General features: G+C 59.1%; 18 protein-coding genes. 9 read left to right on the forward strand and 9 right to left on the reverse strand.

All coding sequences use genetic code 11. The features are described 5' to 3' along the window. The first annotated feature begins 2 nt into the window (after positions 1-2). From folE to BVH74_RS01275, 5 genes are all read left to right on the forward strand, one after another. Positions 3-566 (forward strand): GTP cyclohydrolase I FolE, encoded by a 564-nt coding sequence (gene folE / locus BVH74_RS01255; RefSeq protein WP_080048333.1) that lies wholly within the window; start codon positions 3-5, stop codon positions 564-566. Between the two features lie 3 nt (positions 567-569). Further along, on the forward strand, positions 570-944 hold the full coding sequence (gene folX / locus BVH74_RS01260) for a dihydroneopterin triphosphate 2'-epimerase (RefSeq protein WP_080048334.1): 375 nt from the start codon (positions 570-572) through the stop codon (positions 942-944). 130 nt (positions 945-1,074) lie between these two features. Continuing rightward, a complete protein-coding gene (locus BVH74_RS01265; protein WP_080048335.1) occupies positions 1,075-1,365 on the forward strand; it encodes a DUF1244 domain-containing protein in 291 nt (96 codons plus the stop codon). Then, entirely contained in the window at positions 1,365-1,715 is a 351-nt protein-coding gene (locus BVH74_RS01270) for a HopJ type III effector protein (protein ID WP_080048336.1), read from the forward strand. Before BVH74_RS01265 ends, BVH74_RS01270 begins: the two co-directional genes overlap by 1 nt. A gap of 10 nt (positions 1,716-1,725) precedes the next feature. Next, a complete protein-coding gene (locus BVH74_RS01275) occupies positions 1,726-2,211 on the forward strand; it encodes an RDD family protein (protein ID WP_080048337.1) in 486 nt (161 codons plus the stop codon). Between the two features lie 5 nt (positions 2,212-2,216). Here the strand turns inward: BVH74_RS01275 and BVH74_RS01280 are convergent, their stop codons facing one another. The 9 genes from BVH74_RS01280 to lptF form a co-directional block, all read right to left on the reverse strand. Further along, complete coding sequence (locus BVH74_RS01280; protein ID WP_080048338.1) at positions 2,217-4,346, reverse strand: IgaA/UmoB family intracellular growth attenuator; 2,130 nt, start codon at positions 4,344-4,346, stop codon at positions 2,217-2,219. Positions 4,347-4,634: 288 nt separating this feature from the next. Then, positions 4,635-4,922, reverse strand: a complete 288-nt coding sequence (locus BVH74_RS01285) for a hypothetical protein (RefSeq protein WP_080048339.1) — start codon at positions 4,920-4,922, stop codon at positions 4,635-4,637. Positions 4,923-5,052: 130 nt separating this feature from the next. Next, positions 5,053-6,093: a hypothetical protein gene (locus tag BVH74_RS01290; protein WP_080048340.1), complete on the reverse strand. Its 1,041-nt coding sequence runs from the start codon at positions 6,091-6,093 to the stop codon at positions 5,053-5,055. Next, the gene (locus BVH74_RS01295) at positions 6,093-9,968 is read right to left on the reverse strand and encodes a hypothetical protein (RefSeq protein ID WP_080048341.1); all 3,876 of its coding nucleotides are present in this window, start codon (positions 9,966-9,968) and stop codon (positions 6,093-6,095) included. The genes BVH74_RS01290 and BVH74_RS01295 overlap by 1 nt, the downstream gene beginning before the upstream one ends. Further along, positions 9,965-10,702 carry a DUF4123 domain-containing protein gene (locus BVH74_RS01300; RefSeq protein ID WP_080048342.1) on the reverse strand — a complete coding sequence of 246 codons (738 nt, stop codon included), beginning with the start codon at positions 10,700-10,702 and terminating at the stop codon, positions 9,965-9,967. Before BVH74_RS01300 ends, BVH74_RS01295 begins: the two co-directional genes overlap by 4 nt. Next, positions 10,699-12,777: a type VI secretion system Vgr family protein gene (locus BVH74_RS01305; protein WP_080048343.1), complete on the reverse strand. Its 2,079-nt coding sequence runs from the start codon at positions 12,775-12,777 to the stop codon at positions 10,699-10,701. The genes BVH74_RS01300 and BVH74_RS01305 overlap by 4 nt, the downstream gene beginning before the upstream one ends. A 132-nt stretch (positions 12,778-12,909) precedes the next feature. Further along, positions 12,910-13,428 carry an Hcp family type VI secretion system effector gene (locus tag BVH74_RS01310; RefSeq protein ID WP_080048344.1) on the reverse strand — a complete coding sequence of 173 codons (519 nt, stop codon included), beginning with the start codon at positions 13,426-13,428 and terminating at the stop codon, positions 12,910-12,912. Positions 13,429-13,877: 449 nt separating this feature from the next. Beyond that, positions 13,878-14,942 carry an LPS export ABC transporter permease LptG gene (gene lptG, locus BVH74_RS01315; protein WP_080048345.1) on the reverse strand — a complete coding sequence of 355 codons (1,065 nt, stop codon included), beginning with the start codon at positions 14,940-14,942 and terminating at the stop codon, positions 13,878-13,880. Further along, complete coding sequence (lptF, locus tag BVH74_RS01320) at positions 14,929-16,035, reverse strand: LPS export ABC transporter permease LptF (protein ID WP_080048346.1); 1,107 nt, start codon at positions 16,033-16,035, stop codon at positions 14,929-14,931. The genes lptG and lptF overlap by 14 nt, the downstream gene beginning before the upstream one ends. Before the next feature lie 156 nt (positions 16,036-16,191). Here lptF and BVH74_RS01325 point away from each other — a divergent pair, with 156 nt between their 5' ends. The 4 genes from BVH74_RS01325 to BVH74_RS01340 all read left to right on the forward strand — a co-directional run bounded on the left by BVH74_RS01325 (position 16,192) and on the right by BVH74_RS01340 (position 21,638). Then, positions 16,192-17,682, forward strand: coding sequence for a leucyl aminopeptidase (locus tag BVH74_RS01325; RefSeq protein ID WP_080048347.1), 1,491 nt, complete (start codon positions 16,192-16,194; stop codon positions 17,680-17,682). A gap of 13 nt (positions 17,683-17,695) precedes the next feature. Next, the gene (locus tag BVH74_RS01330; RefSeq protein ID WP_080048348.1) at positions 17,696-18,127 is read left to right on the forward strand and encodes a DNA polymerase III subunit chi; all 432 of its coding nucleotides are present in this window, start codon (positions 17,696-17,698) and stop codon (positions 18,125-18,127) included. Between the two features lie 4 nt (positions 18,128-18,131). Continuing rightward, complete coding sequence (locus tag BVH74_RS01335) at positions 18,132-18,659, forward strand: hypothetical protein (RefSeq protein WP_155121680.1); 528 nt, start codon at positions 18,132-18,134, stop codon at positions 18,657-18,659. Positions 18,660-18,788: 129 nt separating this feature from the next. Then, on the forward strand, positions 18,789-21,638 hold the full coding sequence (locus BVH74_RS01340) for a valine--tRNA ligase (RefSeq protein ID WP_080048349.1): 2,850 nt from the start codon (positions 18,789-18,791) through the stop codon (positions 21,636-21,638). The last annotated feature ends 3 nt before the right edge of the window (positions 21,639-21,641 follow it).

Genomic DNA, 21,641 nt, shown 5'->3' on the forward strand with positions numbered 1-21,641 from the left:
CCATGAGCCTTGAAAAACTGACCCAGAATTATCACGACATCCTCTCCAACCTTGGCGAGGACCCAGACCGTGGTGGCCTCAAGGACACCCCCAAACGGGCAGCCAAGGCCATGCAGTTCCTGTGTCGCGGCTATGACCAGTCGCTGGAGGAAATCGTCAACGGCGCGCTGTTCGAGTCGGACAACGATGAAATGGTGATCGTCAAGGACATCGAGCTGTACTCGCTGTGCGAACATCACATGCTGCCCTTTATCGGCAAGGCCCACGTCGCCTACATTCCGACCGGCAAGGTCATCGGCCTGTCCAAGGTTGCCCGCATCGTCGACATGTTCGCCCGGCGCCTGCAAATTCAGGAGAACCTGACCCGGCAGATCGCCGAAGCCCTGCAGTCGGTTACCGAAGCACGCGGTGTTGCGGTCGTGATCGAAGCCAAGCACATGTGCATGATGATGCGCGGCGTCGAGAAGCAGAACTCATCGATGTACAGCTCGGTCATGCTTGGCGCCTTCCGCGAATCGGTCAACACCCGCCAGGAGTTCCTGCAACTGATCACCCGAGGCCAGTAAGTCATGCAGCAGATTACTCCCGGCCTGGCCAGAATCCGGATCAAGAACCTGCGCCTGCGTACCTATATCGGTATCAATGAAGAGGAAATCCTCAACCGCCAGGACGTAGTGATCAACGCGACCATTCTCTATCCTGCAAACCAGGCGGTAGAGGTCAACCAGATTGACCAGGCGCTCAATTACCGAACCATCACCAAGGCCTTTATCCAGCATGTCGAAACCAACCGCTTCGCCCTGCTCGAACGCCTGACCCAGGAACTGCTGGATATCGTCATGGCTCATGCCCAGGTGCGCTATGCCGAGGTCGAAGTCGACAAGCCCCACGCCCTGCGCTTTGCCGATTCGGTCTCGATCACCCTGAGCGCCAGCCGCGACTGACACCGCCTGGCCAGCCTGGGAGGCAGCCTCGGCCAGGATCAATTATGCTTTTCAAAGACCGGGCAACGATTGCCCGGCCCAAAGCCTGCCAGTATCATCCATGCCAGTCCTGACCCACGCGGAGTAGATCATGACCAATCAAGAGCGCATCGAACTGGAAGCCGCCGCCTTTCGCAACCTGGTGAGCCACCTGCGCAGCCGCAAGGACGTGCAGAACATCGACCTCATGACCCTGGCCGGCTTCTGCCGCAACTGCCTGGCCAAGTGGTACAAGGCCGCCGCCGACGACATGGATATCGCCATCAGTATCGACGAAGCCCGCGAAGCCATCTACGGCATGCCCTACGCCGACTGGAAAAGCAAATACCAGAAAGAAGCCACCCCCGAGCAACAAGCCGCATTCGACAAGGCCCAGAAATAATGCAAAGCACGCAGTTCATCGCCAGCCTGGGTACGCCCAGCCACCGTTTTGCCGACACCCTGGCATTCATTGACGCCCACTACGACTATCAGCCCAGCGCCTTTCGCAACGGCGATGTCGACAACAGCGCCGAACAGAACCAGGGGTCGTGCAAGGTCCTGGCCATGGCCCTGGATCTGGGCCTGAGCGATCAGCAGGCTCTGCTGTGCTTTGCCGAGCACTATCAGGCCGTACTCGACGATCCCCACGGCGATGCCCACGGCAACATCCGCGCGCTGATGCGCCATGGCCTGGCCGGGGTCAGTTTCGAGCAACGCCCTCTCGCTCGCCGCCAACCGGCACAAGGTTGATGAACGACTGATGGCAGTCAAACTCCTCAACCCCGAAGGCGACTTTCCCGCTGCCGGCCTGCTGCGCAGGCTGGCCGGAATGTTCTACGACTTTCTGTTGTGCGTCGCACTGGTCATGGTGCTGACCCTGGGCTACCAGCAAGGGCTGCTACGCGCCCTGTATGGCGCCGACACCCTGCTGGCGATGTCCGAAGCTGGCCAACTCGACCGCGACCCACTGCTCGGCGTACTGCTGCTGCTCAGCCTGCTCACGTTCTTCATCGGCTTCTGGAGCTGGAAAGGCCAGACCCTGGGCATGCAGGCCTGGCGTGTCAGACTGCAGCAGCCCGACGGCCGTTCGATCACCCTGCGCCAGGGCCTGATCCGCTTCTTCGTCGGCCTGGCCTCCTGGCTATGCGGCGGCCTCGGCCACCTGTGGATGCTCTGGGACAAGCAGTCCCGCAGCTGGCAGGACATCGCCTCGGGTACGCAGTTGGTTAGATTGCCCAAGCGGTAAGGGCATTAGTTGGCAGGCCTTCGCACCAGTGACCGGACCAGAGTACGGGTTATTTTCCACAAAGCAGCGGGCACATGGAGCAGCAAAAGCAACAGAACCAGTAACGCCCAGCAGGCTCTGATAATCCGGGAGACATCGGACTCACCGGGTTCACGGATGCCGAGCGTCAGCTTGATCGCACCATCTGCAGTTTGACCACGACTGGTAACCACCCCTTCCAGATTGAAATTGTCGGACTGCTCGCCGTTTGCGTAAGCGAGCAGTCTATCCATCAACTTTTTCTGATCAGTATAGCGTTCAACATAAGTCCGACTCTTGGACTTTGGCATCTCCACAACCAACAGCACGCCCCCCGCTTGCAATGGCGCTAGCTGCTCGAATAGTGCGCGAATATTGTCTGCAATCACCTGCTGGCCAAGAAACCTCACTTGAAGGTTAAACCCGTCGATGTCAGCACGACTGATCAGTGGTGACCGCGGGGTTTCACCCTCCTCTGCAGGCCGGACCGGATGAAACCCCTTGCGCAGAAATTCATCGGTCAACACGCAAGCCATCAATGCAGAATTTGGCAACGATGGAGATAACTTTTGGCCGGGTTGGCCGTCAAAACACAAATTCCGAATGGCATCCACTGCTTGAGCGTGATTGACCACCACGAAGAGATCAGAGGAAAGAAAAGCCTCAAGTGGCACACTTCTGGGGAGGTCTTCAAGCTGAAGTCGATGGGCCTTGATAAGGGTAGCATCGTACATTTCACCCAAGTGCTCTATTCTGCGAGAAAACTCGATTGGCTGAGCAGTACCACCCCACCTCACCGCATCGCAGTTTAGTCGGTACGATCCATGCACAGAACTTGGCGCCCCTATCTGACAACGCCCGTCACCCTCAACTGCAATCAGACTGCCGATATGAGGTTTAGCTGCAATTATGTCTTCAGCTGACGCATAGAGTACAGGAGACGAGCCCTGAAGATGGTGAAAACCCCATAGTACGTCAGCAAAGGGATTCTGTGATTCTGACTGAACCCACAACAGCCCAAGGCAGGCGACAATCGCCAACACCAGGTGCCGTCCCCAGCGCAGAGGGCCACGATATGGTCGTTCCTGGTCCAGCGACAGCTTGCCGTTGAAACTGACACAACTAAAATCCGTAACACGGACTTCTGCACGCGTGACAGCCCTGTCTGCCAGCTCGTGCTCCCAGTAATACGGCACGGTGAATGCCAACTTGTCCGATAGTGCCACTGCATGTTCAGCGGCCCAGTCGGGATTGGCATGAGGCAGTAGCCGCAAAGGGCCTTCAACAAGATTGACACCTACCGGCTCATGCCGCTTGCGCCGAAACCAGAACAGCCAGATCGCCAACACTGATAGACACAGTGCGACTACGCCACTTGCCCACTGGCCGGACTCCTGACCAATAGCGAACAGATAAAACGCCAGAAGCCAAATCAACCCTGAAAGAAATCCCAGCCCTGGACCCTTGCGCCGCTTAAGCTCTGCAGGTGTTTCAGGTCGCTGAGCCAGTATTCGGACTGCACCAACAGCCTCAGATATTGTTTGCTCTGTTTTAGCGTCGGCTGAATGCGTTAGTGTGCGTCTAAGCCGCTTGCCGACCACATCAAAACCAATGGCATGCTCGACAGCACCAGCCTCCCCAGCCATCCACCTCGCCAACTGGGCCTCAGTGAGTTTGAAACGCCCATGCCCCTCGACAATATCGAATGTGTCATTGAACCGCAGCAAAATTGCGTAGTGCCCTGCAAACACTACATCCGCAGACACGACGCTGTCGTCCAGGTAGTCACGAGCGTCGTAGGGCACCTTCACTTCAAGACCATTGATCATGTCAACAGCGGGTGGCTTATGCGGATCGCCACTGTCCTCGCCAAGACGGGAATGCACTCCTCTCAACCGATATACGCCTTTACTTCTTAGTGTAATCGGATCATGGGGCACTAAAGCTTCAACCAGATAGGGCTGCAGAGCCTCTTCTTCTTCGGCAGTGATTGAGCGAATAAATGGCGAACTCCGGATGAAGCGGTCAGCCGCCTTTGCCGCATGCGCCTGTCGATGACGGAAACTATTAAACTCTGCATTTCGCTCAGCTAGAGCAACTAAAACTGGCAAAGACATTATGAGAAGTCTCCTGGTCTTGCATAAAACACAACCAAGAGCATTCGCCCTGAGCGGCGACAAAGGGCCTGTCTCCCAAGAGCGCTAGCAGCCTGAATAAATGGGTACGATACACACATAAATAGGACGTCCTTATCCCGAATTAAGCGGCTGAGCTTGCGAGCAGAAAACATAGACCCAAAGCCAACAGCAGAAGTAATGAGTCATGGCCTGAATGAGCCAGAGATCTCAGCGGAATCAATACCAATACCGCACGTGGAGAACATGATGTTCAGGCGATCGCCCCCTTCAGACTGAGGGCTCGGAGCCAGGCTCACCAGCACTAGAAAGATCAGCCAATACCTTCTTCGCCCCAAAAACACCAATCAATCCAACGGGGACAAAGGGTACGCAACCAACGATAAACATTATTGCCCCGGCCTTGGCTTTGCCGGCACACACCAGCAGCATCCCCACAGCACTGACGGCCACGAACGCGCCCATCCAGGGAACGACAGGCCTGTAATGCGGATCTGTGCTCAGAAAAACCAGCGCGCCCACATGAATAGCCATCGCAATATACATACGAACATCCATTTACATTCTCCTTTTTGACCAACACAGTACTTATGATTTCTGGTTTGTTTATCCAAGCAACCTGGTGATCGGCGCCTCATTCTCTGAATTTAGCTGAAGCTACTCAGGCGGGGCCGCTACCGTGTTGCGGTCAGTGCATATACCGCACGTGCCGCACCATAATGTTCAGGCGGTCCATATTGACCTTGGAGATATCTGATATCTCCTGGATCCTGCGCTTGTAGGTTTGCTCATCCATATCCCGCCAGTAGCGCGCAGGTCGACCTGTGCGCTGATCATGCTCGGCGGTGGTCGGATCAAGGTGACGGAAAGGCTCCAAATCAGGCACCTCGGGCAACGGCTTACTGATATCCATGTATTGCTGCCAGAAGTCCCACAGCGCCATGCAATGGGTCTGAATCCCAACCTTGCCCATCAGCACACTGAAGTCAATCGCCGCCACCTGATAACGATGTACAAGGTTGAGCATATGCAACGGAAAGCCCTGACGGTCGGGAATCGTATGGATAGCAGCATCGAATTCGTAGAAGGGGGCGACAAAGTCTCCCTCGATACCCAGCTTGCGGAACTGCCCTGGCTTGCGGGCAAAAATAGTGACCAGGCCAGTCTGACGGTTCATTTCCCACACTGGGCCTTTGCGTGAAGGCTTGAGCAGATAGCGTTCGGGGACGTATTTCAGGACGAGATATCCAATAAGCCAAGAAACCAAACATGGCGTCAAAACCCAAAACCCAAGCTCTAAAACAGTAATAAAAACGTCATAGAGCGAAGAATCTCTTAGCGCGAACGCGACAACGGGAAACCCGATAATAAAAGTCGCCAAGATAACGATAAAACTCCACTTCCCAAGCCCATGCATATAGATAAACAACTGTGTCCACCCCTGCAACGGGGTATATCGATATCGTTGATGATCAAACACCGCATTGAGGGTTTCAGCCAGCCGCGCACGGTAGCCTGGCTCCTGCCGCTCACGTTCATCTTCCTCTCTGAGGCTCTTGGGGTCAAAACCGCCAATAAATCCGATAGGAAGAATTTCCTGGGTATAGCCCCACGGCAGCCGTTGGGATAAGGCGCCCGTATGCCTCCTGACCTGTGGTGGCTGGTCAGGAATGTGGGTCGAGTCATAGGCCTGCGGGCCGTAGACGGTGCTGAAGTCCATATCTGTCATTACGTTTGCTCTACTAAATCACTTACTTGATCGGCCCAGAATGCCTGACCGGTTCTGATGTAATTAATACGTCCATGCCTGGAAGAGTCGTACTGGAGCGGGTCTTTGGGTTCTGGTGCGGGGAAAACCCAGTGACGCTGATCTGTACCCTGTGCGGACAACTGCACACGTACCGCCCAGCCTATAGCCAGGGTTTGGCTCATAGAAACAGCCTGCTGCAACCGGCTTTGACGCGGCAACGGAGGCTCTTCAAGATAGATGTCCAACCCTTCTGGCGTCAGTTCCTGATGAACAACAAATGAAGGCACATTCATACAGCTGAGATCGGTAGCCAGCGAGCGGGTATCCAACTCGAACTGCTTGCCATGCACCGGGTGAGTTGTAACAGATGTCACCCCTTCCAGAGACGTTGTGCTGACCGTTTCCGTCATACTTACCCCGACACGCATAAAACTGGCGTCTGACGCTCCGAACAAGCCGGGAATACTGCTCCTGATACGGATCAGCTTGTTGGCCCTGCGCATGGCATAGTAATGACTTTCTTCTCCAAGATAGGGCTGCTCGCGCAAAGCACGAGCCTGCTCCGGATTTATGCCTATTTCAATGCGTATGCCGGCCAGCAACCCGACCAGCCGGTAAAAAGCCTCGTGCTTATTTTGCAGATGCTCCGGTTTCTCGCCCTTCATCCAGAGAAAACCGTCGATTTCCTCGGCGCCAAACGGTCCCAGTTTGAGCCACTGTTCAATAGGCGCATCTCTGAGCCAATCGGCGATAAATGCACCGGCTACAACAAGTCCGATGCCAACCATCAATGCCCAGCCTGCCGGCCCGATGAAGGCAGCCATTCCGGTCGCCCCCGCTGCCGGACCAGCCATAAAAGCACTCACCAGCATGACCATCCCACCCCCGGCAGCGATCAGGTGCCCCCAGCCGCTGCTATCACTATGATTGAAGGCATCCATGGCATCCCAGAGGCCGATGCCGACAACAGCTACAGCACCTACGGCACCAAGCAGCATTCTTCCGGACACTTGAAACGCAAAACGTTTACTTGTTTTGGCTAGCGGATTTCGGAACAGAGGCTTATTCAGAGCGCCTGTCACTCTCTGCATCGCCGCAGTGTCGCTTGCGATGCGCTCAGCCAAAATTTGTGACGCCAATACAAGGTCATAGAATGTAGCTAAAACTCCCGAAGCGACCCTGGCTCTACCTCTTACCCTTTCAACTTGGCTAGCCGTATTTATCAGAGCCGCAAGGTTATAAACCTCCACCCCCACCAAAAACGCCGGCAGCAGCGGATGGTTAAGCACCCTCAACGCCCGTCGCCGGGCCTTACTTGTGCGCTCTAACTGATCACTCTCAGCCGCCGCTGCCAGCGCGCGCTCCTCTGCTGCAGCAGTCTGATTGAAGAGATCATAGGTATTGCGAAACAGCGCCGCTGTCGGCGTGCCTTCAGCTACCACCCAGAGTGCAACGGGGGCTTGTTTAGTGCCCGCCAAACCGGCATCGGTCGCGGCGGTGGAGTTGGTGCTTGCCACCAGACGGTCACCATCACCAAAAACATGGCCACTCATCTGCGTGCCGCCAGTGGCTTGCGCACCCATGACCTGCTGCGGCACGATCAGCAAGTCCCTTTCATTCACATTACCCGTGCGATAGATGCGCAGGCCACCCAGGGTGCCAGGGGCAATGGCGCGCCCCAAGTCAGTGCCGTCCAACTGGAAGGCACTAATCTTCAATACACGACTCTGCTCACTCAATGCGCTACGTGACGCCTGTAAGTCGGCATCCAGGGCCTCGTAGTGCCTGATATCTAGCCCCAGCTCATGCAGTCGGGCCTCTGCCTGAATCAGCGCACTTTGCACATTTGAAGCAACTGTCAGCGCAAGATTGACCGACTTGGACAGTCCCGCCGTCATGACGGTCTCCATCATGTCGCCCTCTGCTGCAGCCACTAGCGCACGCGCTTCAAGCAGCATCAGATTACTTGGTTCAGGCAACTCCATCTCTTCAAGCCGGGCCAACAACCGGCACCTGAAATGCCCATCGCCCTCATTGTGCTCTTCCCCATCGGGAAGTTCGTAGGCTTGCATACAGCTTTCAAGTGTGGTTCTCGGCAACAGCATGGCCCGCAAGGGGTGATCTTCACGCTGGAATCGCACCATGAAACGGTCCGCTGGCCCCACCTGGGGTGTTGGCATTATCTTCAGCGGATCACGCAGCACACTTGCCGTGGCCAACAAGGCTTGCCCTGCCAGTGCGAACGTACAAGTGTATTGAATATCATCCTGACTGAATGCGTCGGCCAGCGTTTCCTGGTAGCAAGTGTCATCCAGGCACTCTGCCAATACTGTGCGTATCTGTTCATGACACTCGCTGATGTTGCGCTTCAGCGGCTGAGCCAAAGCCCTGCGGACTTTTCTCACTCCCTGACCGTCCAAGGCCTCGGCGTAACGTCTTAGCGGGTTACTTCCCCGCCCCAACCGACTGGAAAGGATATAGTTGTCGACCAGAAGCGCGCTGGAAAAATGCTCCTGCTGCCCTGCAATCTGTGCACTCAGGTTGATCTGGGTCTGTATTGCTGTCAGCCGATCCTTCAGTTGGCGCATGCGATACAAGGCATCTTCGACAAGAATTCCACAAATCTTCCGGTCACGCACTTGCGCCAGCATATCGGGACTGCGCTCCAGGTTTTGCCAGCTCTGCTCTGCTGCAACCACCTGCTGACACTGTTGCTGATGTTCCTGTTCCTGTTCCTCTGCTTCCGCGTCTGTTTCCTGTAAGGCCAATACGTGGCGCTTCATACAAATATTCAAGGCATCAGTTTCCAGCTCACCACGTGGGAACCTCTGCTGATGCAAAAAGGCATCGAGCATCTGCTCGGCGTGCTCCATCTTATCCAGAGGGTACTGCCCCTCCAGATCCAGCAGATAACCCGTTGGCTCATTGAACTGGTACTCGAACATGTCATCGCGCTGGCGCTGCGGCGCAATACCAGCCAAGGGAAAAACTCTGCCAGCAATCCGCCGACGCTGCCTTTCAGCTTCTGCAGCCGCCTGCAACCCTTGCAGATTGTTAGTTAGCAAGGCAGACAGCAAACCAGCCGCCATCACCTGCCCCGAACCACTCTCCATGCTCTTGAAGTACTCACCCGACAGTCTCATGGCGACTGGTTGGCAGCGACGCCCGCGCGCTTGAGCATCAGCTTCCAGGCGCCGGATGCGTGGTGCAGTCCACTGGACTTCTGAATAGGCAACCTGAACATCAGAGACATAGCCGCTCTTCCACCGTGCCGGCAGCCAGATTTCCTCCAGCGCAACGCCCGTTGCTGCTCGGCGGCCATCCTGCTGCCCAGAATCCCGCCAGCTCTGAAGATTTACATCATGGTAAAAGGTACCTTGCTCTGTCTGGCGAATTTCCAGTTCGCGCCACAAGGTGCCTCGGAAGAAGACATACAGATAACCCGGACGCGATACCACCGGCACGCCCCCATCATCCATCCGGACTCCGCTACGCACGAGCGCCAGCGGGACCACCGCCGCGACCTGGTTCTCCTGCCCATCCAACTGACGTTTAGAGGCTCCCAGTTCTTCGGCCAGCGGTAATCGGATAGTGACACCCTCCGTGGTATCCACCTCAAGCCAGACATCGCAGGGAGAGGCATCCTCCCAGGGCCAGAGATGCAGAGTACTGCTGAAAACCTCATCCTCTAGTACTTCTGTTGAAGCCTGCTCGCTGATTGCTGCGGGTTGATCGCTACCATGCTCCGACAGCATCAGGCGTTGGCCCTGAGGATGGTTGATGCCAACAACTTCAATAATCAACTTGGCCGGCTCACACGCCGGTCCGTCACTCAAACTATCTACCTTGCTCATCCATGATGCTCCATGAGTTGACTGGCGGGATCCTCCAACCAGGCACTGAGAGTGTCCTGTTCATCATGCCCAACGGCTAAACCCTGCTCTATGCGACGGATCAGTCGTGCGAATGGTTCCGCCGAGTGGTTGTTCAGCCAATCAAAGGCGAAGCGCTCAACGCCTTGCCTCGCCAAAGCCGTTTGCTGGCTTTCACTCAGATTGAAAACGGGCAACCCTGCCGACGTCTCCTTGGCTGACACCTGTAATACCTCATGCCAGCTCAAGCTCTGCTCTGCTCTATCAGCCCAAGTACCGCCAAACCAAAATATCTGTCGCAGTGGCCCCATCCATCGTGGTAGCTCTTCACTTGAAACTGCGGGCCAGAGGTAGCTGGCCACCACCGGATCGTAGTAGCGCATTATGGCTTTGCGTTGCTGACCAAAATCGACATGCAATAAGGCCCGCAAGTGGCTGAGCACCTCATCAGGGCTTGATGATCCGATCAGTAGAATGCCGTTGAGCCTGCCGGGGTCCTCGCGTAGTGCAGCCAACAGACCGCCCCGCTCTGACAAGCGGAACAGCAGCGGGCCTTGCTCCCTCAAACGGGACCATGGTGTCTGATCAAACAGATACTCGGGAGAAGGGTCCGGTTCATGCTGGTAGACGCTTTCCATCAACCCTTCTTGCGGCTCTGCCAACCAATACAGGGGGCCTGCAATCAGCGGGAGTTCGGAGTGTCGAATCAGACTCATGCGCTTCCTGCCTTTCTGCAGGGACAATCTGCCAATGGGCACTGTGCCGCAGAGCCGCCTTGCGGCTTCTGGCACAGCTCCACCAAGGCGCCGTTGTTTCGCTGAGCCTGCTTCAGCTTATGCAACAACACCGCACCCGCCTCATCCGACTCTGCCACCGCTGTATCACCCGGCAACTTTGGCGCAGCCCCACTCCCCGAGCCTGCGCTACCGCCGGAGTTGATCTTGACGCTGGGGCCGACCAGGGTGACGCCGCTGGGGTCGAGTTTGACGAAGCTGCTGCCGACCTTGAAGGTGATCTCGCTGCCGGCTTCCAGTACTACTTTCATGCCGCTGGACAGGTGGATTTCCTGGCCGGCTTCGATGAACTGCCCCTGACCCAGCTTGACATGCTGATTGCCCGCCACGGTCAGATGATCATCGGCCTTGATCTCAGTCTTTCGGTCGGCGTGGGTAGTGTGGTGTTCCTCGGCCAGGTTTTCGCTGTAGCGGTTGGCTTCGATGCGTTCGTGACGTTCATGGCCGACGCGGATGCGCTGGTCGTGTTCGATGTCCTGGTCCCAGTCGCGCTGGGCATGGATAAAGATCTGTTCCTGTCCGGCCTTGTCTTCGATCCGCAGTTCGTTGAAGCCGTTGCCGCCAGGGCTGGAGAGGCTTTTGAACAGGCTGCGGGTTTTGTGTTCGGGCAGCTCATACGGCACCGGGTGGGCGCTGTTGTACAGGCAGCCGGAGACCAGCGGTTGGTCGGGGTCGCCTTCGAGGAAGCTGACCAGTACTTCCATGCCGACTCTGGGGATGGTCACAGCGCCCCAGCCGTTGCCGGCCCAACTGCTGGCGACCCGCAGCCAGCAACTGGTGTTGGCGTCGGCCTGGCCTTCGCGGTCCCAGTGGAACTGGACCTTGATCCGGCCTTCGTTGTCGCAGTGGATGTCTTCGCCTTCCGGGCCGGTGACCACGGCGGTTTGCTGGCCGAGGACCTTGGGTTTGGGGTGGTTCAGGGCCGGGCGCCAGGCGCTGTCCCAGGGGGTGGCGGTGAAGTGGTTGCGGTAGCCCTGGGTGAAGTCGTCATCGTTGTCGCTGTCACTGGTAATCGACTCTTCCAGTACCTGGGGTTGTTTGCCCTGGTGGTGGATGGCGGTGATCAGCCAGAGGTCGTTCCAGCTCTGGGTGGGGTGGCCTTCGAGTTCGAGGAAGTGGCCGCTGCGCAGGCTCGGCTGATCGCTGTCGCCACTGGCCTGGCGGTAGTCGCTGCGGTGGCGTTCGAGGGCGCGGCGGGCCAGCTGTTTGCCACGCTCGCGGTCTGTGAAGCGGCCGGGATAGTCGTAGTCTTCGAGGTCCGGCAGGTGTTCGCTGCGGGCTTCGCTTTCGAGCAGCAGGCGGGCTTTCTGGTGGTCGTAGTCGCGGCGGCTGACCCGGCTGCTGCGGGTTTCCAGGCGCAGGCCGAAGCGTTTGACTACCGGGTCGTCGGCGACCATGCCGTTGCCTTGGTCGAATCCGGTTGGCTCAAGGCGCGGGAAGCCGGTCTGGTCGTCGCCGAACACCAGCAGGTGGCCGTCCGGGCTGTGGCGGAAGTGGTAGTGGATGCCTTCTTCTTCACACAGGCGCTGGATGAAGTGCAGGTCGCTTTCGTCGTATTGGGTGCAGTACTCACGGGCCGGGTAGTCGCTGCCGAGCTGGAACTGCCAGGCGTCGGACTGGATGCCGTGTTCGGGCAGGATCCGGGCGATGATCTCGGGCACGCTCAGGTGCTGGAAGATGCGCTGATTGTGGCGCAGGCCGAGGTAGTGCAGGTGCGGTACCAGTTCCAGCTGGTAGCGGGTCAGGCGCTGGCCGGATTCGCTGACGGCGGCGTGGTGGATCAGCCCGTGCAGGCCGCTGCCGTTGCCCAGGTCCAGCCAGGCGCTGTGCTGCAACAGGGCTTCGAGGTCGATGTCGGGCTGTTCGCTGACCAGTTGCAGCTCGATGCGGTAGCACTGGCTGATGGCCTCGCGGGCGGTAAAGGCCAGGACCTTGAAGTCGTGGTCGAGGCCGTCGAGGGTCAGGCTGAAATGGGCTTCATTGGCTGGGGCGAACATCCGTTGTTCCTTTGCTGCGAGGCTACCTCGGAAAACCCCGGACCTTGCCGTGGCTTTCGGTGGCAGCCTGATCTACTGACACAGAGCACCCCCGCCCGGCGCGGCCGGGCGGGGGTGGGCATTATCACCGATTTAGGCGCTGATCGGTGTGCGCCAGTCATCAGAACCGGAGGTACCGGAGACTTCGTGGGTCCAGATGATCTTGCGGTAGGTGAAGTAGACGTCTTCCAGGTGGGTGAAGTGCGACATGTTCGGGTCCTGGCAGTTGGGCATGTGCGACTGCACGTCGACGATGATCGCGTCTTCCAGTTCGATGGTGTAGTAGTGCTCCTGGGTGCCGGTGGCCGAGGTGCGGTACCACTCCAGGCGGCACTTGTTCAGGCGCTCGCCGGAGGTCAGGGCGTTGAAGATCAGCGGCGACGACTTGTCGAACACCTTGGTGATCATCAGCGGCTTGTGGACGCGCTGGCCGGTCGGCTGGCCGGACTGCGGATCGCGCGGGATGATGACCTGATGGTCGAAGGCCTGGACCAGGATCTGGTCTTCGTGACCTTCCTGGAAGATGTTGCCGACCGAGTCTTCGGTAAAGGTGCCGGCGGTGATCAGGCCTTGTTTGGTGCCTTCAATGGTCATGTACGCGGGTGTTGGCATCGTGCTCTCCTTGCCGTGAATAAGGACCTGAAACGGGTCCGGGAGTCCACAACAGAGCAAGGCCTGTGCCAGTTATTTTTTATCCAGCCAGATCAAATGCTTGGCAAAAAGACATCACGGCGCGCAACGCGGAATGTGATGAAGATCACGGAAAAGTGCGCAACTTCTTGCGCACTGCTGTGCAAGAAGTTGCGCACTCATCTGAGGCACCTGAATAACAAGGCCTGCAGACAACCATGCACAGGGTTATCCACAGATTGCTGCGCAAGAAGTTGCGCAGTAATGTTTGTCCAGGGAGCCCCTGAAAAACGTAGGCGAGGCAGGCAAGACAAGGCCGATGGCGGCCCCGAAAAAACAGCCGAAAAAGCGCAGTTTACAAATTGTAAATGAGCATTTTTAGGCTGTTTTTAACGCAGTATTGCCAACGCAGGTAGTTTTTCAGGGGTTCACTAGCCGGCCCGGCGCATCAGCACGATACCCATCACCAGCAGCACGGCAATCGGTAGCGCCACGGCAATCAGCGGCGGGAAGCCAAAGACCAGACTGGACGGTCCGAGCAGGTCCTGCACGATACGAAAACCAAAGCCAACCAGCACCCCGGTAAACACCCGCTGACCCAGCGTTACCGAGCGCAGCGGTCCAAAGATGAAGGAAATGGCAACGAACACCAGCGCCGCGGTAGCTACCGGCTGCAGCAGCTTTTTCCAGAACGCCAGCCAGTACTGGCTGTTGTTCAAGCCCTGCTCGGCCAGGTAGGTTTGATAGCGCCAGATGCCGGCCATGGACAACAAGTCGGGATCGAGCACCACTACCTTGAGCAGTTCCGAAGACAGCTCGACATCCCAGTGCTGCTGCAGGTCACGACTGGTGCTGGTGTGGCCATCCTCGATGAAGTGCGTGGTTTCGACATCCTCCAGCAGCCAGCCCTGCTCCTGGGCGCTGGCGCGCCGGGCAAAGCTGGTTTCCAGCAGGTTGCGCTGACCATCGAAACGGTAACGGGTCACCCCGTGCAACACGCCATTGGGTTGCACGGCATTGATGTGAATGAAGTCGTTGCCCTCACGGTGCCAGAGCCCGCGCGACTTGATCGCCTCGCCGCTGCCTTGGGCGATGGCCCGGCGACTTTCCGCCAGATTCTCGGTATAGGGCGACACATATTCGCCGATCAGTGCGCCAGCCACCATCAACACCAGCAGCGGCTTCATCACCGAGCCGATGATCCGGGCAACCGAAACGCCGGCGGCGCGCATCACCGTCAGCTCGGAATGGCTGGCCAGCGTACCCAAGCCCACCAGACAACCGACCAGGGCCGACAGCGGCAGCATGTCGTAAAAGCGCCGGGGCGAGGTCAGCAGAACGTAGATCAAGGCCTCCATCGCGCTGTAGTCACCCTTTTTCAGGTCATCCAGCTCGTTGATAAAGGCGAACAGCAGATCCAGCCCCAGAATGATGACGGCCACTACCAGGATGCTGAACAGCACGGTAGTGCCAATATGCTGATCAAGCCGCCGCATGCGAACCTCCCCGAGGCGCGCTGGGCGCCAGCAATGCCTGACGGTTGAGCAGCAGACCGACCGCCAGGAACACCCCATGCACCCACCAGAGCCCCAGATTCGCCGGCATGCGCCCGCTTTCAATCCAGCCCCTGGCAGTAATCAGCAACGCCAGATAGGTCATATACAGCAAAATGGCGGGCAACAGCTTGAGGAATCGACCCTGACGCGGATTGACCCGGGCCAGCGGCACAGCAAAGAAGGCCACGATCGGCACCAGCAGCGGCAGCGCCAGACGCCATTGCAACTCGGCCTGCATCTTGCGGTCGGCATGCCCCAGCAGCTCACGGGTGGGCATGGCCTCACGATCGGTCACCTCGGTCGCCACTTCCGGCTTGGGCAGCAGCACACCGTAGGTGTCATATTCGATGGTACGAAAATCGGCCGCACCTGGCCGGCCGTCATAGCGATAGCCTTCATACAGCACCAGATAGCGACTGCCATCGGGATTGAGCTGCTGACGTCCAACCTCGGCCACCAGCACGCCGATACTGGCATCGGCGCCGCTGCCGGTACGCTCGGCAATGAAGACCTCCTGCAACTCGGTACGATCATCCGACAGGCTGCCGGCATAGGTTACCCGCGCCGCATCCCTGCCAATCGACTGGAAACGCCCGGCGGCCAGGGTATCGAATTCGGTGATAGCGTCCTGTTCATTGAACAGTTGCTGGGTCTTGTACACCCCCAACGGCGACACCCACAGACTCAGCACGGCCACCACCAGCGCAACCAGCAAGGCCGGCCCCTGGGTATACCAGAGCACCTTGCGGTCACTCATGCCGTTGGCCGAAAGCACCGTCATCTCGCTGTCCAGATGCATGCGCCCGTAGGCCAGCAGAATGCCGAGAAACATCCCCAGTGGCAGAATCAGCACCATGAAGCCGGGCAGACGATAGCCCATGATCAAAAACAGTACCCCGGGGTCAAGCTGCCCGGCAGCAGCCTGAGCCAGATACTTGATGAAGCGCCCGCTCATGATGATCAGCAGCAGCACGCCACTGACCGCCGTCAGGGTCAGCAACACCTCGCGACTCAGATAGCGAAAAACAATCACATTAACGTCCTTGGCTCCTGGCGTGCTAATGAGCCAGAATGCAGCTAAATGAAACCTGGTAAGGTCGACCAGGCCGGCAAAACCCCATGGGGGCGTTCAAGCCGGTTATGGCGACGTATTATCAGCCAATCCACTTGATTTGTCTTGGGGAGCACCATGGAGTTCAACGTCAAGCACGGCACACTGGAAACCATCAAGAGCGGCTGCCTGGTGGTCGCCCTCAGCGAAGCCCGATCCTTGAGCGGTCCAGCCGCTGATCTGGACAAGGCGTGCGGCGGTCAGATCAGTGCTGCAATCAAGCATGGCGACATCACCGGCAAGCCGGGACAAAGCCTGATGCTGTTCGGCCTGCCGGGCATCACCGCCCAGCGAGTACTGCTGCTGGGCTACGGCAAGGAAGACGAATTGAACGACCGCGGCCTGCGCAAACTGGCCAAAGCCGTGGTTGCCCAACTCAAGGACGGCGGTGCCAGCGACGCCCTGCTGACTTTGCCGGCCCTGGAGATCAAGGACCGCGACCTCTACGCTCGCACCCGCCTGCTGGTAGAAACCATCAGCGACGCGCTCTATCAGTTCGATCAGTTCAAGAGCAAGAAGGCCAGCGCGCCGAAACTGAAGAAGTGCCTGCTGTGGAGCGCCGACAAGAGTGACGCCGCTACACTCAAGAGCGCCATTGAGCACGGCCAGGCAATCGGCAGCGGCATGGCCCTGACCAAGAACCTTGGCAACCTGCCAGGCAACGTCTGCACCCCCAGCTATCTGGCCCGCGAAGCCAAGGCCCTGGCCAAGGCGCACCCGGAACTGGAAATCGAAGTGCTCGACGAAAAGGCCATGAAGGCACTGGGCATGGGCTCACTGCTGTCAGTCAGCGCCGGCAGCGCCGAGCCGGCCAAGCTGATCCGCTTCAGCTACAACGGCGGTAAGGCCAAGGGCAAACCGCATGTACTGGTCGGCAAGGGCATTACCTTCGACACCGGCGGCATCAACCTCAAGCCGGGCCTGAACATGGACGAAATGAAGTACGACATGTGCGGTGCCGCCACCGTATTCGGGGTAATGAAGGCAGTGGCCAGCCTCAAGCTGCCAATCAATGTGGTCGGCCTGATCGCTGCAGCCGAGAACATGCCCAGCGGCACTGCGACCAAGCCCGGTGATATCGTCACCAGCATGTCCGGCCAGACCATCGAGATTCTCAATACCGACGCCGAAGGTCGCCTGGTACTGTGCGACGCCCTGACCTACGCCGAACGCTTCAAACCGGCCAGCGTGGTCGATATCGCCACCCTGACCGGCGCCTGCATCGTCGCTCTGGGCAGCAATGTATCCGGTCTGATGGGCAACAACGATGAACTGATCGACCAGTTGCTGAGCGCCGGCAAGCAGGCCGACGACCGCGCCTGGCAACTGCCGCTGTTCGAGGAATACCAGGAGCAACTCGACAGCCCGTTCGCCGATATGGCCAACATTGGCGGACCCAAGGCTGGCACCATCACCGCCGGTTGCTTCCTGTCGCGCTTCGCCAAGGCTTACCCCTGGGCACACCTGGACATCGCCGGTACGGCCTGGATCAGCGGCGGCAAGGACAAGGGCGCTACCGGCCGGCCCGTGCCGATGCTGGTGCAGTACCTGCTGAATCAGGCTGGCTGAGATATAACACCCCATGACCCGGATTGATTTTTACCTGCTCTCCTCGGCCGACCCAGCCCAGCGGCTGGATTATGCCTGCCGTTTGGCACACAAAGCCTGGGGGAGCGGGCACCGGATCTATCTGCACTGCGCGGACGAAGCACAGGCCCAGGCGCTCGATGAGCACCTATGGGCCTTTCGCCCGGAGGCATTCTTGCCTCACGGCCTGCACAGTGAAAGCCCGCACGAGGCCGTCGTGATCGGTCATGGGGATGAGCCCGGTGAACATCACGACCTGCTGATCAACCTCAGTGATCAGGCCCCGGGGTTCTTCAGCAGTTTCAGCCGGCTGGCGGAAATCGTCGTCGAACATGATCCGGTTCGCCTTCCGGCACGTGAGCGCTTCCGTTTCTACCGCGAACGCGGCTATCCTTTGCAAACCCACAATATCCGCACGGCGGGATAACCCCATGACTCAGCGCGACCCTTCGGAACCCTCACGCCTGCTTGAGGACCTGGAGTCCATTCGCAACCTGCTTGACGAGCACGGTGAGCATGACCAGGGCGAGCCCGATGCCGAGGCCAGCGCCCAGCTCGACATCCCGCTGCTGCAGGATATCGTCACTGATCCCGCAGCAACCCCGCCCACCCTGCGCGAACCGGAACCGGCACCAGCGCCAGGCCCTGCCGTCACAGCCGCGCCGGAGCCAACCGACGCAGGCAAACCGCACAACCCGTTCCTGCCTTACGCCTCATTGGCCAAGCTGGCGGAAGAACGCCTGCAGCTCGACCGACTGCTTTCCAACCCAACGCCACCACCCAGCCATTACGGGCCGCACACCGGCGCCCGCGAGGTGCGGATGGAGGCTCGCCTGCAGGCCGAAGCCCAGTTGATCCTGCAGGATGTACTCGACGACCTGATGCCGACCATCGAGGACGAACTGCGCCGGCGCCTGCAGCGCAAACTGGATCAGTTGGTACGCGAACAACTGAAGTAAATCAGCCGCATCACAACGGATGCCGGCAACGCCTCAGCCCGTTATAATGGCGGTTTTTCCGCGACAAACGCCCACCTGAGCGGGCGAACGATTCCCGTCGCCAGCAGATAACCGGATAGCCAGACACCCATGGACAAGACCTACCAGCCGCACGCCATTGAAACCTCCTGGTACCAGACCTGGGAGCAGAACAACTATTTTGCCCCCCAGGGCTCGGGCGAGTCCTACACCATTGCCCTGCCGCCGCCGAACGTGACCGGCAGCCTGCACATGGGCCATGGTTTCAACAACTCGATCATGGATGCTCTGATCCGCTTCCGCCGCATGCAGGGCCGCAACACCCTGTGGCAGCCGGGTACCGACCATGCCGGCATCGCCACCCAGATGGTGGTTGAGCGCCAGCTGGCCGCACAGGGCGTCAGCCGCCATGATCTGGGCCGCGACAAGTTCCTCGAGAAAGTCTGGGAGTGGAAGGAAGAGTCCGGCGGCACCATTACCCGGCAGATCCGCCGCCTGGGCAGCTCAGTGGACTGGAGCCGCGAGCGCTTCACTATGGACGAGGGCCTGTCCGAGGCGGTCAAGGAAGCCTTTGTGCGTTTGCATGAGGATGGCCTGATCTACCGCGGCAAGCGGCTGGTCAACTGGGACCCGAAACTGCACACCGCAATTTCCGACCTGGAAGTGGAAAACCACGACGAGACCGGCTCGCTGTGGAACCTGCGCTACCCGCTGGCCGACGGCGCCAAGACCGCCGAGGGCAAAGACTATCTGGTGGTCGCCACCACCCGCCCGGAAACCATGCTGGGTGACAGCGCCGTGGCGGTGAACCCGAACGACGAGCGCTATCAGGCGCTGATCGGCAAATTCGTTGAGCTGCCACTGGTGGGCCGACGCATTCCGATCATCGCTGATGACTACTGTGATCCGGAGTTCGGTACCGGCTGCGTGAAGATCACCCCGGCCCACGACTTCAACGACTACGAGGTCGGCAAGCGCCACGCCCTGCCGCTGATCAACGTACTGGACAAGGACGCCGCGATTCTCGCCAGCGCCCAGGTGTTCAATATCGACGGCAGCGTCAACAGCGAGCTGGACACCAGCCTGCCGGTCTCCTATGCCGGACTGGACCGCTTCGAGGCGCGCAAGCAGATCGTCGCCGACTTCGAGGCCGCCGGCCTGCTGGAAAAGATCGAACCCCACGCGCTCAAGGTGCCCAAGGGCGACCGCTCCGGCGTGGTCATCGAGCCCTGGCTGACCGACCAGTGGTACGTCTCCACCAAACCGCTGGCCGAGCAGGCGATTGCCGCCGTGGAAGACGGCCGTATCCAGTTCGTGCCCAAGCAGTACGAAAACATGTATTTCAGCTGGATGCGCGACATCCAGGACTGGTGTATCTCGCGTCAGCTGTGGTGGGGCCACCGCATTCCGGCCTGGTATGACGAGGCTGGCAATGTCTATGTGGGCCGTGACGAGGCGGAAGTCCGTGCCAAACACAACCTCGGCGATGCGCCACTGCGCCAGGACGATGACGTGCTCGACACCTGGTTCAGTTCCGGTCTGTGGACCTTCTCGACCCTCGGCTGGCCCGAGCAGACCGAAGCGCTGAAGACCTTCCACCCGACCGATGTGCTGGTCACCGGCTTCGACATCATCTTCTTCTGGGTCGCACGGATGATCATGCTGACCATGCACCTGATGAAGCATGAGGACGGCAGCGCGCAGATTCCGTTCAAGACCGTCTACGTGCACGGTCTGGTGCGCGATGGCCAGGGCCAGAAGATGTCCAAGTCCAAGGGCAACGTGCTCGACCCGCTGGATATCATCGACGGCATCGATCTGGAATCGCTGGTGCAGAAGCGTACCAGCGGCATGATGCAGCCCAAGCTGGCGGAGAAGATCGCCAAGCAGACCCGCGCCGAATTCCCCGACGGCATCGCCGCCTACGGCACCGACGCGCTGCGTTTTACCAACTGCTCGCTGGCCTCCACCGGTCGCGATATCAAGTTCGATATGGGCCGGGTAGAAGGCTACCGCAACTTCTGCAACAAGATCTGGAACGCCGCGCGCTATGTAATGATGCAGTGTGAAGACCAGGACACCGGCGTCAATGGTGAGCCGGTCGAGCTGACCCTGGCCGACCGCTGGATCATCTCGCAGTTGCAGCGCACCGAGGCCGAAGTGACTCGCCAGCTCGACCAGTTCCGCTTTGACCTGGCCTCCAATGCGCTCTATGAATTTATCTGGAACCAGTACTGCGACTGGTATCTGGAGCTGTCCAAGCCGGTGCTGTGGGATGATAACGCCCCGGCCGAGCGTCTGCGCGGTACCCGCCGTACCCTGGTGCGAGTGCTGGAAACTGCGCTGCGTCTGGCCCACCCGTTCATGCCCTTTATCACCGAGGAAATCTGGCAGAAGATCGCCCCGCTGGCCGGCAAGAGCGGTGCGACCATCATGCTGCAGCCTTGGCCGCAGGCCGACGACGGCCGTCTGGACGAAGCCGCCGAAGGCGATATCGAATGGCTCAAGGCGATGATCCTTGGCGTGCGCAACATCCGTGGCGAGATGAATGTCGCGCCGGGCAAGGCCCTGGAGGTATTGCTGCGCAAGGCCGGCAGCGAGGATCAACGCCGCTTGCAGGACAACGAAGCATTCCTGAAGAAACTGGCCAAGCTCGACAGCATCCGCGTACTGGCCGACGGCGAAGAAGCGCCGCTGGCCGCCACTGCACTGGTCGGCGAGCTGGAAGTGCTAGTGCCGATGGCCGGGCTGATCGACAAGACCGCCGAACTGGCGCGTCTGGACAAGGAAATCGGTCGCCTGGAAGGCGAGGTCAAGCGCATTGGCGGCAAGCTCGGCAATGCCGGCTTCGTCGACAAAGCCCCGCCGGCGGTGATCGACAAGGAGCGCGCCAAGCTGGCCGAGGCGGAAAAGGCCCTGGCCCAGCTCAGTGAGCAACGCGCGCATATCGCCAGTCTGTAACCA

Origin of the sequence: Halopseudomonas phragmitis (genome assembly GCF_002056295.1) — a bacterium.
GTDB classification, from domain to species: Bacteria; Pseudomonadota; Gammaproteobacteria; order Pseudomonadales; family Pseudomonadaceae; genus Halopseudomonas; species Halopseudomonas phragmitis.

Coding starts and splice junctions, on each gene's coding strand:
- folE (WP_080048333.1), top strand. CDS start 3: ATGAGCCTTGAAAAACTGACCCAGAATTATCACGACATCCTCTCCAAC.
- folX (WP_080048334.1), top strand. CDS start 570: ATGCAGCAGATTACTCCCGGCCTGGCCAGAATCCGGATCAAGAACCTG.
- BVH74_RS01265 (WP_080048335.1), top strand. CDS start 1,075: ATGACCAATCAAGAGCGCATCGAACTGGAAGCCGCCGCCTTTCGCAAC.
- BVH74_RS01270 (WP_080048336.1), top strand. CDS start 1,365: ATGCAAAGCACGCAGTTCATCGCCAGCCTGGGTACGCCCAGCCACCGT.
- BVH74_RS01275 (WP_080048337.1), top strand. CDS start 1,726: ATGGCAGTCAAACTCCTCAACCCCGAAGGCGACTTTCCCGCTGCCGGC.
- BVH74_RS01280 (WP_080048338.1), bottom strand. CDS start 4,346: ATGTCTTTGCCAGTTTTAGTTGCTCTAGCTGAGCGAAATGCAGAGTTT.
- BVH74_RS01285 (WP_080048339.1), bottom strand. CDS start 4,922: ATGGATGTTCGTATGTATATTGCGATGGCTATTCATGTGGGCGCGCTG.
- BVH74_RS01290 (WP_080048340.1), bottom strand. CDS start 6,093: ATGACAGATATGGACTTCAGCACCGTCTACGGCCCGCAGGCCTATGAC.
- BVH74_RS01295 (WP_080048341.1), bottom strand. CDS start 9,968: ATGAGCAAGGTAGATAGTTTGAGTGACGGACCGGCGTGTGAGCCGGCC.
- BVH74_RS01300 (WP_080048342.1), bottom strand. CDS start 10,702: ATGAGTCTGATTCGACACTCCGAACTCCCGCTGATTGCAGGCCCCCTG.
- BVH74_RS01305 (WP_080048343.1), bottom strand. CDS start 12,777: ATGTTCGCCCCAGCCAATGAAGCCCATTTCAGCCTGACCCTCGACGGC.
- BVH74_RS01310 (WP_080048344.1), bottom strand. CDS start 13,428: ATGCCAACACCCGCGTACATGACCATTGAAGGCACCAAACAAGGCCTG.
- lptG (WP_080048345.1), bottom strand. CDS start 14,942: ATGCGGCGGCTTGATCAGCATATTGGCACTACCGTGCTGTTCAGCATC.
- BVH74_RS01325 (WP_080048347.1), top strand. CDS start 16,192: ATGGAGTTCAACGTCAAGCACGGCACACTGGAAACCATCAAGAGCGGC.
- BVH74_RS01330 (WP_080048348.1), top strand. CDS start 17,696: ATGACCCGGATTGATTTTTACCTGCTCTCCTCGGCCGACCCAGCCCAG.
- BVH74_RS01335 (WP_155121680.1), top strand. CDS start 18,132: ATGACTCAGCGCGACCCTTCGGAACCCTCACGCCTGCTTGAGGACCTG.
- BVH74_RS01340 (WP_080048349.1), top strand. CDS start 18,789: ATGGACAAGACCTACCAGCCGCACGCCATTGAAACCTCCTGGTACCAG.